The organism is Streptomyces sp. NBC_01089 (genome assembly GCF_045162975.1).
In the GTDB taxonomy this organism is placed as follows: Bacteria; Actinomycetota; Actinomycetes; order Streptomycetales; family Streptomycetaceae; genus Streptomyces.
Map to the genome: position 1 here is coordinate 1,427,065 of NZ_CP108660.1, position 13,926 is coordinate 1,440,990.

The window sequence follows — 13,926 nt, forward strand, 5'->3', positions numbered from 1 at the left end:
TCAGTGCAGCGCGGCGGCCGCCTTGGCGACTGCCTGCTGTGTCGCGTTGTCCTCGGCGGCCGGTTCCTCAGGGCCCTCCGGGGCTCCGGCGTCCTTCCTGCGCCCCAGGTGGTTGAAGGCCAGGTTGAGCACGATGGCCACCACACACCCGGTGGATATGCCCGAGTCGAGCACCACCAGGACGTTCTTCGGGAACGCGTGGTAGAAGTTCGGCGCCGCGATCGGGATCAGGCCGATACCGAGCGAGGCGGCGACGATCAGGGCGTTCTCACCCTTCTCCATGGCCGCGCCGCCCAGCGTCTGGACGCCGCTGGCGGCGACCGAGCCGAAGAGCACGACCCCGGCACCACCCAGGACCGGCAGCGGTACGAGGGCGATCGCGGCCGCTGCCATCGGACAGAGACCGAGCAGGATCAGGATCCCGCCGCCGGTAGCCACGACGTACCGGCTGCGCACCTTGGTCATCGCCACCAGGCCGATGTTCTGGGCGAAGGCGCTCGCCATGAAGCTGTTGAAGAACGGGCTGATGAAGCTGGACAGGGTGTCGGCGCGCAGGCCCCCTTCGATGGTCCGCTCGTCGGCCGGACGCCCGACGATCTTGCCGAGCGCCAGCATGTCGGCGGTCGACTCGGTCATACAGACCAGCATCACGATGCACATCGAGATGATGGCGGAGACCTCGAACTGCGGGGCGCCGAAGTGGAAGGGCGTCGGGAATCCGATCGGGTCGGCGTTGCGCATCGCGTCGAAGCTGGTCATGCCCATCGGTATCGCGATGAGCGTACCGACCACCAGACCGAGCAGGATGGCGATCTGCTGGAGGAAGCCGCGGAGCAGTTTCCGCAGCGCCAGGACGATCACCAGGGTGAGTGCGGCCATCCCGATGTTCTTCATCGAACCGTAGTCGGCGGCCCCTTCGGTGCCCTGCGCCCAGCCGAACGCGACCGGCAGCAGCGAGACCCCGATGAGGGTGATGACGGTGCCGGTGACGACCGGCGGGAAGAACCGGAGCAACTTGCTGAAGTACGGGGCGAGTATGAACCCCAGCACGCTCGCGACGATGATCGCGCCGAAGATCACGGCGATGCCGTCGTGTCCGCGGCCCTTGCCGATGGCGATCATCGGGCTGACACCACCGAACGAGACACCGTTGACGAACGGCAGACGGGAACCGACCCGCCAGAATCCGAGGGTCTGGAACAGGGTGGCGATGCCCGCGGTGAACAGGGCAGCCCCGACGAGGAACGAGGTCTCCTTCGCGCTGAGCCCCACGGCGGGGCCCACGATCATCGGCGGGGCGACAACTCCCGCGTACATGGCGGCCACATGCTGAAGGCCGCTGCTGAACATCTTGACGGGCGGGAGGACTTCGTCGACCGGGTGCTTCGAGGCGGTCTTTCCCGTATCCGCTGAGGTGGAGCCGGGGTCCGCGGAAGTCTCTCCGGAGGTCCCGGGTGATTCGGTGTCGGCGGCTGTTTCTGCTGCATCAGTGCGAAACCTGGGCTCGGCGGCCACGGTGGCTCCTCCGGTCGGGTACACGTCGGCGGTGACGTGGGTATCAGGGAGGTGGTGCGGAATGCAGGTGCGGCTGCGGGGGTGCGGGTGGTGCTACTGCGTTTCTGAGTCGAGTACCGGGCGGGGCACGGGGGTTCCGGCGAGGGTTTCCGGGTACGTCACCGCCCCGGAGGGCGTATGCACTCTGGGCACACACCCCCCGGTCACGGCTGCCGTGAACCCCGCTCGGGTTCGCGGCCGCCGGCCGGGGACCGTCCTCCCCGGCCGGAGCTTCTTTCGGACGTCAGGCCCGCGCGGCGATCTGCGCCAGGCGCCGGGCCTCGTCCCGCGTGGAGCGGGCGATGGCGTCCTCGTCCACCGTGGTCAGGTGGTTGTCCTCGACGACGGGCTTGCCGTTGACGAGGGAGAGCGTGACGGGGGCCGCGGCTCCGAAGACGAGCGCGGTCACCGGGTCGGCGATGGAGGCGTGGGCGAGGGTGTCCATCTTCCACAGCACGAGGTCGGCGAGCTTTCCCGGTTCCAGCGAACCGATCTCCGAGGCGCGGCCCAGGACCTGGGCACCGCCGTAGGTGCCGAGGCGCAGCGCCTGCCGGGCGTTGAGTGCCGCTTCGCGGTGGGCGCCGAGGCGGTTGATGAGCAGGGCGTTGCGCAGCTCGGTGTGCAGCTCGCCGGACTCGTTGGACGCGGTGCCGTCGACGCCGAGGCCGACCGGCACGCCGGCCTTGAGCATGTCGGGGACGCGGGCGATCCCGGCCGCCAGACGGGCGTTGGACGACGGGCAGTGGGCGACGCCGGTCCCGGTGCGCGCGAAGGCGGCGATGTCGGAGTCGTTCATATGGACGCAGTGCGCCATCCATACGTCCTCACCGAGCCAGCCGGTCGACTCGAAGTAGTCGGTCGGGCCCATCCCGAACAGTTCCTTGCAGAACTGCTCCTCCTCGACGGTCTCGCTGCCGTGGGTGTGCAGGCGTACGCCCTTGCGGCGGGCCAGTTCGGCACCCTGCTTGAGCAGTTCGGTCGAGACGGAGAAGGGCGAGCAGGGCGCGACGGCTACCTGGGTCATCGCGTCGAAGGAGGCGTCGTGGTGCTGGTCGACCGTCGCCTCGGTGGCCGCGAGCGCGCCCTCCAGGGTCTCGACGGCGAAGTCCGGGGGCAGCCCGCCGTCCTTCTTGCTGCGGTCCATGGAGCCGCGGGCCAGCGTGAACCGTACGCCCATCTCGGCGGCGGCGCCGATGACGGCGCCGGACAGGTCGCCGGAGCCCTGCGGGTAGACGTAGTGGTGGTCCATCGCGGTGGTGACACCGCCGCGGGCCATCATCGCGAGGGAGCCCTGCGCGGCCGAGCGGACCATCTGCTCGTCGATGCGCGCCCAGGTCGGGTAGAGCGCGACGAGCCAGTTGAAGAGGTTGTGATCGGTGGCCACACCCCGGGTGATCCACTGGTAGAAGTGGTGGTGGGTGTTGACCAGACCCGGAGTCACCAGGTGCCCGGTGCCGTCGATCCGGCGTTCCACGCCGGTGAGTCCCTCGGGGGCCTTGCCCGCGCCGACGGATTCGATGCGATTCCCAGCGATCACGACATGACCCGATGCGTACTCGGTGTCGTGTGCGTCGACCGTCGCGATGGCTACGTTCTCAATGACCGTGCGCGCGGCTGCCGTTGCTGCCATGGGGATACCTTCTCTCGCAGTGGCGATGTGGGCACGGCAGGACCCCAGGAGGATTTGAGTGCCGCAGCCGCGTGGCTCCGGGTGCCGAAAGTAGTGCAGTGAAGTTGTGTGTCGGGTCCGTTCAGGGCGCCGCCGCCGACCGATGCGGCCCGGCGGCGCCCCGCTCGGGTCTCAGAGGTTGGTCATGTCGACCGGAATACGGGGGTCGGCGCCGTCCCGCAGAATGGTCGCCTCGATGAGTCCGTACGGGCGGTCCGCCGCGAAGTAGACCTCGTTGTCGTTCTTGAGCCCGAAGGGCTCCAGGTCCACCAGGAAGTGGTGGCTGTTCGGCAGCGAGAACCGGATCTCGTCGATCTCGCTGCGGCTGTTGATGATGCGCGAGCCCATCTGGTACATGGTCTGCTGCAGGGAGAGCGAGTACGTCTCGGCGAACGCCTGGAGCATGTGCCTCTTGCTCTGCTCGTAGGACTTGTCCCAGTTGGGCATGCGGTCCGCGTCGCTGGACCAGCCGTAACGCCACTGGGAGGACACCGCGGTCGCGAGGATGCGGTCGTAGGCCTCCTTGAGCGTCGTGTACTTGTCCTTGGCGTAGCCCCAGAACTCCGAGTTGGTGGAGTTCATCACCTTCAGGTCCTTCAGACCCGAGATGACCTGCCAGTTCTCACCGTCGAAGGTGATCTCGGCGGTGCGCAGCTCCTGGCCCTTGCGGACGAAGGAGTGCTGGACGTCGTCGGCGCCGATGAACTGCGAGCTCGCGTCCGAGGTCGCGATGCGCTCCCAGGCGTACTCCTCGATCCGGATCCTGGCGCGGTGGATCCCGTCCTGGCTGGTCACGAAGTGCCGGGCCAGATGGATGCCGAACTGCTCGGCGGACTCGATACCGTGCTCCTTGGCGAACGCGTACACCGTGTTCTTGGTGGTGTCGGTCGGCAGGACGTTGGCGTTGGAGCCCGAGTAGTGGACGTCGTCCATGTCGCCGGAGAGGGCGACCGAGACGTTGAGGTCCTTGATGTGGTGGGTGTCGCCGTCCCGCGTGATCTTGACGACGCGGTTCTCTGCTTTGCCGTACTGGTTCTGGCCGAGAATCGTGGGCATTTCGGTACTAGCTCCCTCGGTATACGGAGTAGCCGAACGGGTTGAGCAGCAGCGGTACGTGGAAGTGCTCACCCGGGACGACGGCGAACGTGATCGCCACCTCCGGGAAGAAAGCGCCGCTGTCCCTTACGCGGGGGGCGTCCTGCTGTTCCTCGGCTTGTTTCTTGGCAAAGTACGTCTCGGTCTCGAAATCGAGGCGTACGTGGGTGGTTCCTTCCGGCAGGGCCGGCAGGTCCTTGCAGCGCCCGTCCGCGTCGGTCGCGGACCCGCCGAGCGCCGTCCACCCGGCGCCGTGGCCACTGCGGGCCGCGAGCGAGATGGCGACACCTTCGGCGGGGCGTCCCACGCTGGTGTCCAGGATGTGCGTGGACACCGATGCGGTGGTCTGCGTGCTCAAGACCTTCACTCTCCTTCTTCCGCGGCCGCCGCGGGCTGCGCGGCTTCCGCTGCGACCAGATGCAGCCGGATGCGGTTGATCTTGCCGAGTTCGGTGCGCACGATCGCGCGTTCCTGCTCGGGCGTATTGCCGGACCGGGCTTTCATCGCGTCGCGCATCTGCTCGCCGGTGGCACCGGTCGCGCAGATCAGGAAGACATGTCCGAACTTCTCCTGGTAGGCCAGGTTCAGTTCGAGCATCTCGGCCTTGAGCTCCTCGGTCGCTCCGGCCATCCCCCGCTGTTCACGGGAGGACGTCGGGTCTCCGGGTTTCGGCCGCCCGATCGGCGGGTGCCCCGCCATCGCCTCGGCCAGGTCTTCCGTGGTCAGCTCGGCCGTGGCGGCGTCACTGGCGAGAAAGAGGGCTTCAGCTGTGGCGTAAGGGCGCTGGGCGAGGATTTTGCTCCCCCAGACCGAACTGGCGCAGACCTCGTGAAGCACGGCTAGCGCCGCACTGTCCCGCAGGGTGTTGAACCGGACGAGACCTCCGGGGGTTCCGGGGTTCTCCCCCGGCAAGCGCTCTGGACTCGAAGTCACGGGGACCTCCGTGGCCTTGTATGGGCCTTGTGCTGGACGGGCTGCGGATAGCTAACGCCCTCGGAAACACCACGTCAACACTTTGTTGAAAACTTTGATGAGACAAAAGCCGCCGCCCGGGATCCCGGACGGCGGCTGTCGGCCGTGGCGTGGCCCGTCGGCGCCGCCACGGGAACGCTCACTCGCTCTTGGCGACGTTTTCCCTGTTCAGGTAGTTGTAGACGGTGAAGCGGCTGACACCCAGCGCACCGGCCACCGTCTCCACGCCGTGGCGCACCGAGAACGCGCCCCGCGCCTCCAGTATCCGCACCACGGCCTGCTTCGTCCTGCGGTCGAGCTCCGAGAGCGGCACCCCGTGCCGGCGTTCGAGCGCCGCCAGGATGTGGTCCAGGGAATCCGAGAGCTGCGGCAGCCGTACGGCCAGGACGTCCACCCCCTCCCAGGCGAGCACGACGTCGTCCTCCGTCGCCTGGCCCGGTACGAGGATCTCGGCCCCCATGGCGTCGACCAGCGGCTTCACCGCGGCGACGAGTGGGTGGTCTCCCGGCTCGGTCACTTCACGTCCTCCCCGTCCTGCCCGATCACGTTCACCTGGAGGGACACCCGGGTGGCGCCCGCGCCCAGGGCCTGGCGCAGCAGTGCGTCCACCGCGGTCAGCACCGCGTCCGATGCGCCCTCGGCGGTGTTTCCGAACGGTCCGACATCCACCGCGTCCAGCTCGGCGGCCTGGATGACCTCCCGGGCGACCACCGCATGCGGCGGCGCATCGTCCAGATCAAAGGGCTCCGTCGTGAATTCCACTCTCAATCGCACGCGCACAACCTACTGCGCGCGGGACGAAAAAAGGCAGGCCCACTTGACAGCTCAGCAGGTCGGCAGGCAATCTTCCATCAAGTAGAAAGTAACTTCCGCAATACGGAAGGAGCGCCGAACGCCTTATGGGCTACACGGACCAGCGCTTCGATGTGAACCTCTCGATCCTCTTCACGGAACTCCCGCTTCTGGAGCGTCCCGCGGCCGCCGCCGCGGCCGGTTTCAGCGCGGTCGAGCTGTGGTGGCCCTGGATCGAGACCCCCACCCCGCCGCAGGGCGAGCTCGACGCGCTCAAAAAGGCGCTCGACGACGCCGGTACCCAGCTGGTGGGTCTCAACTTCTACGCCGGCAAGCTGCCCGGCCCGGACCGGGGCGCGCTCTCCGTCCCCGGCGAGGAGTCCGACCGCTTCCGCGCCAACATCGACATCGCGGCCGACTTCGCCGCCTCGGTCGGCTGCAAGGCGCTCAACGCGCTGTACGGCAACCGTGTCGAGGGCGTGGACCCGGCCGTCCAGGACGAGCTGGCCCTGGAGAACCTCACGGTAGCGGCCCGCGCCGCCGACCGGGTGGGCGCGATCCTGCTCATCGAGGCGCTCAACAAGCCCGAGTCGCCGCTCTGCCCGCTGGTGAGCGCTCCGGCGGCGATCGACGTGGTCAACAAGGTCAACGCCCTGACCGGGCTCGGGAACGCGAAGTTCCTGCTCGACCTGTACCACCTGTCGATGAACGGCGAGGACCTCAACGAGGTCATCGACACCTACGCCGCACAGACCGGCCACGTACAGATCGCGGACAACCCCGGCCGCGGCGCGCCCGGCACGGGTGCGCTGCCACTGGAGGACCTGCTCGACCGGCTGAGCAAGGCCGGCTACGACGGCTGGGTCGGCCTGGAGTACAAGCCGGGCGACCGCCCGAGCGCCGAAGCCTTCGGCTGGCTCCCCAACTGACCATCTTCACCCGCGTGTTGAAAGAGGACCCCCGCATGAGCAATCTCCCCAAGGTCGCATGGATCGGCCTCGGCATCATGGGCTCCCCGATGTCCGAGAACCTGATCAAGGCCGGCTACTCGGTGACCGGCTACACCCTGGAGCAGGACAAGCTGGACCGGCTGGCCGCCGCAGGCGGCACCGCCGTCTCCTCGATCGCCGAAGCGGTGCGCGACGCCGACGTGGTGATCACCATGGTGCCCGCGTCGCCGCACGTCGAGGCCATCGCGTACGGCCCTGACGGCATCCTGGAGAACGCCAAGGCGGGCGCGCTGTTGATCGACATGTCGTCGATCACCCCGCAGACCTCGGTCGACCTGGGCAAGGCCGGCGCCGAGAAGGGCCTGCGCGTCCTGGACGCCCCGGTCTCCGGCGGCGAGGCCGGTGCCATCGAGGCCGTACTGTCCATCATGGTCGGCGGCGAGCAGGCCGACTTCGACACCGCGAAGCCGATCCTGGACGCGCTGGGCAAGACCATCGTGCTCTGCGGTCCGCACGGCTCGGGCCAGACGGTGAAGGCCGCCAACCAGCTGATCGTCGCGGTCAACATCCAGGCGTGCGCCGAGGCCGTGGTCTTCCTGGAGAAGTCCGGTGTGAACCTCAACGCCGCCCTCGACGTCCTCAACGGCGGCCTGGCCGGTTCGACCGTCCTGACGCGCAAGAAGGACAACTTCCTGAACCGGGACTTCAAGCCCGGCTTCCGGATCGACCTGCACCACAAGGACATGGGCATCGTCACCGACGCCGCCCGCAACGTCGGCGCCGCGCTGCCCGTCGGCGCGGTCGTGGCCCAGCTGGTCGCCTCGCTGCGCGCCCAGGGCGACGGCGGCCTCGACCACTCCGCGCTGCTGCGCTCGGTCGAGCGGCTGTCCGGCCAGCAGGTCTGACCCCCGAGGCTCCCCTTCCGGGGCTCCGTCCGGCCCCTTCCGAACTCCGGTCCGCGGCAGCGCTGACACCTGTCCTGTCGCGCCCAGGCGCTGCCGCGGTCCGGTCACCTCCCTCCTCAATTTCAACAAACTGTTGACGCGGCGTTCGCAGCGTATTTACGCTCCTCAAGCCGTCAGCAGCCCCAGTACGGAAGGTCCACGATGTCGAAGCGCGTGCTTACGACCGAGTCAGGCGCCCCGGTCGCCGACAACCAGAACTCCGCCACCGCCGGCGCCGGCGGCCCGATCCTCCTCCAGGACCAGCACCTGCTGGAGAAGCTCGCCCGGTTCAACCGGGAGCGCATCCCGGAGCGTGTCGTCCACGCCCGCGGCTCCGGCGCCTACGGCTACTTCGAGGTGACCGACGACGTCACCGGCTTCACCCGCGCCGACTTCCTCTCCAGCGTGGGCAAGCGCACCGACACGTTCATCCGCTTCTCCACCGTGGCCGACTCGCTGGGCGGCTCCGACGCCGTACGCGACCCCCGTGGCTTCGCGCTGAAGTTCTACACCGACGAGGGCAACTACGACCTCGTGGGGAACAACACCCCGGTCTTCTTCATCAAGGACCCCATCAAGTTCCCGGACTTCATCCACTCGCAGAAGCGTGACCCGTTCACCGGCAAGCAGGAGCCCAACAACGTCTGGGACTTCTGGGCGCACTCCCCCGAGGCCACCCACCAGGTGACCTGGCTGATGGGGGACCGCGGCATCCCCGCCTCGTACCGGCACATGAACGGCTACGGCTCGCACACCTACCAGTGGACGAACGCCCAGGGCGAAGCCTTCTTCGTCAAGTACCACTTCAAGACGAACCAGGGCGTCCGCAGCCTCTCCGCCGACCAGGCTTCCGAGCTGGTGGGCAAGGACGGCAACAGCCACCAGACCGACCTGCTCCAGGCCATCGAGCGGGGCGTCAACCCGTCCTGGACGCTGCACGTCCAGATCATGCCGGCGGCCGAGGCGGCCGACTACCGCTTCAACCCGTTCGACGTCACCAAGGTGTGGCCGCACAGCGACTACCCGCTGCAGCGCGTGGGCCGTCTGGTCCTGGACCGCAACCCGGACAACGTCTTCGCCGAGGTCGAGCAGGCCGCGTTCTCGCCGAACAACTTCGTTCCCGGCATCGGTCCTTCGCCCGACAAGATGCTCCAGGGCCGTCTCTTCGCGTACGCCGACGCGCAGCGCTACCGCGTGGGCATCAACCACACGCAGCTGCCGGTCAACGCGCCGCGGAACGCGACCGTCGACAACTACGGCCGTGACGGCTACATGGCGACCCGCTACGGCTCGCGCGAGGACAAGAACTACGAGCCCAACTCCCACGCGGGCCCGGCCCAGACGGACGCGCCGCTGGCCGCCCCGCTGGCCGTGACCGGCTGGACCGGAGCACAGGGCGCGGCCGAGCACGTCAAGGACGACGACTTCTTCCAGGCGGGCGAGCTGTACCGGCTGATGTCCGACGACGAGAAGTCGCGGCTGATCGCCAACATCGCGGGCGGCCTCTCGCAGGTCACCCTCGAGGACGTCATCGAGAAGAACCTCGCGCACTTCCACGCCGCCGACACGGAGTACGGCAAGCGCGTCGAGGAAGCGGTCCGCGCCCTGCGCGAGGACTGAGTCGACCGATAGACGGCGCTGGTGACTTGACGGGAGGTCAGGTCACCGGCGCGGTCCGGTCCGCCGTCCCGATGAGGGGTGGCCGGCGGTCCGGACAAGCCTGCGGACCGCGGCGGAGTGACGATGCCAGTGCGGTGGTCAAGGCTTCCCCGGCGCTCTCCTGATGTGAAGGAGAGGGACCGGGGAGCCAATCGCACTCCGCCGCGGTCCCCTGCTGTTCCGGCACGGAACACCTCCCCCGCTCGGAGCCTCCCCGCTCGGAGCCCTCAGCTCCTCACAGCAGCCTCACCGCTCGGAGCTTCTCCCCATGCCCCGCCCGGCGGCGCGAATGTCCTGTCGCGCCCAGTCTCGTGCCGTCGGGCGGTCACCAGCAACACAAGCCGGAGTGCGGAACAGGGTCCACGATCCCTTGTTCCGCACTCCTTTTGTGTGCCCGCGACTGTGCTCGTGTGCCTGGTACGTACGCCTGGTGCCAGGCACACACCAGGCGCACCACCGCACGCCGCCCGGAGGCCCGCACACCACGCGCGCAACGCACCGCAACCCACACCGCCCACGGGCCACACACCACGCGCGCGCAACGCACACGGCAAAAGGGCGGGCCCGCCGTTGCCGGCGGGCCCGCCCCTCTCCGTCCGAAGGTCAGGACGTCTTGAGCGGGAGGATCGCGGTGGGAGCGTGACCCTCCTCCGTCGCGATGTCCTCGAACTCGTTGACACCGGCGAGGTCGGTGCCGCTCATCGAGATGTTGGTGATCCGCTCCAGGATCGCCTCCACGACGACCGGGACGCGGTACTGCGCGGCCAGCTTCTTGGCCTCCTCGAAGGCGGGCAGCAGCTGGTCGGGCTCGGTGACCCGGATCGCCTTGCAGCCCAGGCCCTCGGCGACCTTGACGTGGTCCACGCCGTACACACCGAGCTCGGGAGAGTTGATGTTCTCGAACTCCAGGTTGACCTGGAAGTCGATGTCGAAGTTGCGCTGCGCCTGGCGGATGAGGCCCAGGTACGCGTTGTTCACCAGGACATGGACGTACGGGATGTTGTGCTGCGCGCCGACGGCCAGCTCCTCCAGCATGAACTGGAAGTCGTAGTCACCGGAGAGCGCGACGACCGTCGCACCGGGGTCGGCGGTGGCGACACCCAGCGCGGCCGGGATCGTCCAGCCCAGCGGGCCCGCCTGGCCGCAGTTGATCCAGTGGCGCGGCTTGTAGACGTGCAGCATCTGCGCGCCGGCGATCTGGGAGAGGCCGATGGTCGTGACGTAACGGGTGTCGGGGCCGAACGCGCGGTTCATCTCCTCGTACACACGCTGCGGCTTCATCGGCACGTTGTCGAAGTGCGTACGGCGCTGCAGCCTGGCCTTGCGGTCCTGGGCCGACGCGGCCCACTCCTTGCGGTCCGGGAGCTTGCCCGCGGCCTTCAGCTCACGCGCGACCTCGACGAACAGCTCCAGGGCGGCCTTGGCGTCGGACGCGATCCCGAAGTCGGGGGCGAAGATCTTGCCCAGCTGGGTGGGCTCGATGTCGACGTGGACGAACTTGCGGCCCTTGGTGTACGCGTCGAGCTTGCCCGTGTGGCGGTTGGCCCAGCGGTTGCCGATGCCGAGGACGAAGTCCGACTCCAGGAACGTGGCGTTGCCGTAGCGGTGCGAGGTCTGGAGGCCGACCATGCCCGCGTTCAGCTCGTGGTCGTCGGCGAGGATGCCCCAGCCCATCAGCGTCGGGATGACCGGCGTACCGGTCAGCTCGGCGAACTCGACCAGCAGCTCGGAGGCGTCGGCGTTGATGATGCCGCCGCCGGCCACGATCAGCGGGCGCTCCGACTCGTTGAGGAGCGTGATCGCCTTCTCGATCTGGGCGCGGGAGGCGACCGGCTTGTAGACCGGCAGCGGGGTGTACGTCTCCGGGTCGAACTCGATCTCGGTCTGCTGCACATCGATCGGCAGGTCGATGAGGACCGGTCCCGGACGTCCCGAGCGCATCAGGTGGAACGCCTGCTGGAAGACACCGGGGACCTGCGCGGCCTCCATGACGGTGGTCGCCGCCTTGGTGACCGGCTTGGCGATCGAGGCGATGTCGACGGCCTGGAAGTCCTCCTTCTGCATCACGGCGACCGGAGCCTGGCCGGTGATGCAGAGGATCGGGATGGAGTCACCGGTGGCGGAGTAGAGACCGGTGATCATGTCGGTGCCCGCAGGGCCCGATGTGCCGATGCAGACGCCGATGTTGCCGGGGTGGGTACGGGTGTACCCCTCGGCCATGTGCGAGGCGCCCTCGACGTGGCGGGCGAGCGTGTGCCGCACGCCACCGGCGGCCTTGAGGGCCGCGTAGAAGGGGTTGATCGCCGCGCCCGGCACGCCGAACGCGTTGCTGACGCCCTCGCGCTTGAGAATCTCGACTGCCGCTCGGGCAGCGGTCATACGAGGCATTGAATACTCCTGCTCGCCAGTCGGAGTGGGCCTCCTGTCGCGCCAACCTGAGATCGCCCAATTCCGTATTACGGAAGTTCATTTCTGCTATACGGAAGCAATGTAAGAGCTGGCTGCGCCTGTCGTCAAGAGAGGGACGGCGGACTTACGTCACCTGCGCCAAGTGCGCCCGCGGGCCGGTCCGCTTGGTGGACGATGTCCCCATGGGAGAGGGAGCGGGAAAGGGTGCGGGGAGAGGCGCGGACGAGTGGGCGACGAGCGCGGTCGTGCGCTGTCCGGTCTGCCTGAGGGAACACGCCTATACGGCGACGGTCCTGCCCTGCGCCTGCGGCGCCCCGCTCGCCCCGCCGCTGCTGGCGGACGCGCCCCCGGTCCTGCTCACCCGCCGGAGCTGGTCGGACGAGTGGGTCACGGTCCGCTGCGCGTCGTGCGGGCGACAGGGCGAGTGGCCGCGGCCCGAGCTGGGATGCTCCTGCGGTACGGTCCTGCGGCTCGCGGTACGGCCGGTGGCGGACCCCGCCGGCCCGCGGCCACCGGCCCACATACCGCTGCCGCGCACGGCCGCCACTCCACGGCCCGCCTTCCGTCCCATGCCGATCCGCACCGCGGTCGACGTGGTGTCGACGGCGGCGCGCTATCTGGAGTGGCTGGGCTTCCGTGAGATCGCACAGCCGCAGCGCCGGCCGGCCTCCGGCATCGATCTGCACGGGCCTGGTCTGATCGCGGCCGTGGAGGCCACCACACGGCCCGCCGCGCTGCGGGACATCGAGTGTCTGTGGCTGCACGGGATGAACTCGGCGGCGGTGTGCGTCTTCTTCTCGCTCTCGGGGTACGCCGATGACGCGCGCACCCGGGCCGACGCACTGGCCGTACCGCTCTTCGCGCTGGATCTCACGGGCGTCCCGCAGCCGGTGAACGGACCGGCCGACGAACTGGTCAGTACGGGCGCCGCGCAGACCTGAGCGGCGCCCCGGCCGGACACAAGCGCGGGGCAGCTGGGCTGCCTCGGCGCACTACGGGCGGTAGATCTCGCCCGGCTTCAGCTTCGCGGGGGCGATCAGCTGCGGCACCGTCACGAAGTGGTAGCCGCGCTTCTGCAGGGTGTCGATGATGCCGGAGACCGCGGGCACCGTGCCCTTGTAGATGTCGTGCAGCAGGATGATGCCGTCGGGCTTCGCCTGATCGAGCGTCCGCTTCTCGATGAGGGCGGTGTCGTTCGTCGAGTAGTCCTTGGCCGTGGTGCTCCACAGCACCTGCGAGACGCCCAGCTCCTTGCAGATCTTGGACACGTCGTCGTTGGTCCTGCCCTGCGGCGGGCGCATCACCCGGGGCCGCTTGCCGGTGAGCTTCTCGACCGCGACCTCGGTCCTGTCGATCTCGGCGCGGGCGACGTCGGCCTTCTGCTTGGTGAGGATCTTGTGGGTCCAGGTGTGGTTGCCCACCTCGTGCCCCTCGGCCGCCTCACGCTTGACCAGCTCGGGGTACTTCATCACATGGTCCCGGCCCAGCAGGAAGAAGGTCGCGTGGACCTTCTTCTCCTTCAGGACGTCGAGCAGGTGCGCGGTGTTCGGGCCGGGACCGGCGTCGAAGGTGAGGGCGATGCACTTGACCTTGCGGCAGTCGGCGGGGCCCAGCGGGGCGGTGTCCTTCCGGCCCACGTGGTCGCGCGCCTCGGACGGCGACGTGGTCTCCATCGAACAGCCGCTCAGGGCCACGGATATGAGCGCGGCCACGGCAGCGGCGGCACCGAGCCGGCCGGCCTTTTTCTTCAGCAATGACATGACCAGGACTATACACAGCATGTATACAGCGAGTGCATAGTGGGGGCCTCGATCAGCCGGGCGGTGTTCGGACCTCCTTGCCCTCCCCTTCGGACCCCTGTCCCCCCACTGCCGCGGACCCC

The 13,926-nt window shown here is 68.6% G+C and carries 13 protein-coding genes; 4 read left to right on the forward strand and 9 right to left on the reverse strand.

Annotated elements, in window-relative coordinates; translation table 11 throughout:
* From OG510_RS06350 to OG510_RS06380, 7 genes are all read right to left on the reverse strand, one after another.
* Entirely contained in the window at window positions 1-1,515 is a 1,515-nt protein-coding gene (locus OG510_RS06350; RefSeq protein ID WP_406135774.1) for a nucleobase:cation symporter-2 family protein, read from the reverse strand.
* Window positions 1,516-1,798: 283 nt separating this feature from the next.
* On the reverse strand, window positions 1,799-3,184 hold the full coding sequence (locus tag OG510_RS06355; RefSeq protein ID WP_164263083.1) for an 8-oxoguanine deaminase: 1,386 nt from the start codon (window positions 3,182-3,184) through the stop codon (window positions 1,799-1,801).
* Window positions 3,185-3,355: 171 nt separating this feature from the next.
* On the reverse strand, window positions 3,356-4,279 hold the full coding sequence (gene pucL, locus OG510_RS06360) for a factor-independent urate hydroxylase (RefSeq protein WP_406135776.1): 924 nt from the start codon (window positions 4,277-4,279) through the stop codon (window positions 3,356-3,358).
* A gap of 7 nt (window positions 4,280-4,286) precedes the next feature.
* Window positions 4,287-4,676, reverse strand: coding sequence for a hydroxyisourate hydrolase (gene uraH / locus OG510_RS06365; protein ID WP_406135778.1), 390 nt, complete (start codon window positions 4,674-4,676; stop codon window positions 4,287-4,289).
* 5 nt (window positions 4,677-4,681) lie between these two features.
* Window positions 4,682-5,155: a 2-oxo-4-hydroxy-4-carboxy-5-ureidoimidazoline decarboxylase gene (gene uraD / locus OG510_RS06370; RefSeq protein WP_406135779.1), complete on the reverse strand. Its 474-nt coding sequence runs from the start codon at window positions 5,153-5,155 to the stop codon at window positions 4,682-4,684.
* A 274-nt stretch (window positions 5,156-5,429) separates the two neighbouring features.
* Window positions 5,430-5,807, reverse strand: coding sequence for a helix-turn-helix domain-containing protein (locus OG510_RS06375; protein ID WP_406135781.1), 378 nt, complete (start codon window positions 5,805-5,807; stop codon window positions 5,430-5,432).
* Window positions 5,804-6,064 (reverse strand): hypothetical protein, encoded by a 261-nt coding sequence (locus OG510_RS06380; RefSeq protein WP_164263090.1) that lies wholly within the window; start codon window positions 6,062-6,064, stop codon window positions 5,804-5,806. Before OG510_RS06380 ends, OG510_RS06375 begins: the two co-directional genes overlap by 4 nt.
* A gap of 125 nt (window positions 6,065-6,189) precedes the next feature.
* Between OG510_RS06380 and OG510_RS06385 the strand changes: the two genes are divergently transcribed.
* From OG510_RS06385 to OG510_RS06395, 3 genes are all read left to right on the forward strand, one after another.
* Entirely contained in the window at window positions 6,190-7,011 is an 822-nt protein-coding gene (locus OG510_RS06385; RefSeq protein ID WP_406135782.1) for a TIM barrel protein, read from the forward strand.
* Between the two features lie 35 nt (window positions 7,012-7,046).
* Window positions 7,047-7,937 (forward strand): 2-hydroxy-3-oxopropionate reductase, encoded by an 891-nt coding sequence (locus OG510_RS06390; RefSeq protein WP_164263094.1) that lies wholly within the window; start codon window positions 7,047-7,049, stop codon window positions 7,935-7,937.
* 201 nt (window positions 7,938-8,138) lie between these two features.
* Complete coding sequence (locus OG510_RS06395) at window positions 8,139-9,596, forward strand: catalase (RefSeq protein WP_406135783.1); 1,458 nt, start codon at window positions 8,139-8,141, stop codon at window positions 9,594-9,596.
* A 642-nt stretch (window positions 9,597-10,238) separates the two neighbouring features.
* On the opposite strand, the gene gcl is transcribed toward OG510_RS06395, so the two are convergent.
* Complete coding sequence (gene gcl, locus OG510_RS06400; protein WP_164263098.1) at window positions 10,239-12,023, reverse strand: glyoxylate carboligase; 1,785 nt, start codon at window positions 12,021-12,023, stop codon at window positions 10,239-10,241.
* Window positions 12,024-12,226: 203 nt separating this feature from the next.
* On the opposite strand from gcl, the gene OG510_RS06405 reads away from it, so the two are divergent.
* A complete protein-coding gene (locus OG510_RS06405; RefSeq protein WP_406135785.1) occupies window positions 12,227-12,985 on the forward strand; it encodes a hypothetical protein in 759 nt (252 codons plus the stop codon).
* A 51-nt stretch (window positions 12,986-13,036) separates the two neighbouring features.
* Here the strand turns inward: OG510_RS06405 and OG510_RS06410 are convergent, their stop codons facing one another.
* Window positions 13,037-13,804: a polysaccharide deacetylase family protein gene (locus OG510_RS06410; RefSeq protein ID WP_406135787.1), complete on the reverse strand. Its 768-nt coding sequence runs from the start codon at window positions 13,802-13,804 to the stop codon at window positions 13,037-13,039.
* Window positions 13,805-13,926: the final 122 nt, after the last annotated feature.

What these genes read in the sequence shown, in the direction of transcription:
- OG510_RS06355 (WP_164263083.1), bottom strand. Translation starts at nt 3,184, where the DNA reads ATGGCAGCAACGGCAGCCGCGCGCACGGTCATTGAGAACGTAGCCATC.
- pucL (WP_406135776.1), bottom strand. Translation starts at nt 4,279, where the DNA reads ATGCCCACGATTCTCGGCCAGAACCAGTACGGCAAAGCAGAGAACCGC.
- OG510_RS06385 (WP_406135782.1), top strand. Translation starts at nt 6,190, where the DNA reads ATGGGCTACACGGACCAGCGCTTCGATGTGAACCTCTCGATCCTCTTC.
- OG510_RS06390 (WP_164263094.1), top strand. Translation starts at nt 7,047, where the DNA reads ATGAGCAATCTCCCCAAGGTCGCATGGATCGGCCTCGGCATCATGGGC.
- OG510_RS06395 (WP_406135783.1), top strand. Translation starts at nt 8,139, where the DNA reads ATGTCGAAGCGCGTGCTTACGACCGAGTCAGGCGCCCCGGTCGCCGAC.
- gcl (WP_164263098.1), bottom strand. Translation starts at nt 12,023, where the DNA reads ATGCCTCGTATGACCGCTGCCCGAGCGGCAGTCGAGATTCTCAAGCGC.
- OG510_RS06405 (WP_406135785.1), top strand. Translation starts at nt 12,227, where the DNA reads ATGGGAGAGGGAGCGGGAAAGGGTGCGGGGAGAGGCGCGGACGAGTGG.
- OG510_RS06410 (WP_406135787.1), bottom strand. Translation starts at nt 13,804, where the DNA reads ATGTCATTGCTGAAGAAAAAGGCCGGCCGGCTCGGTGCCGCCGCTGCC.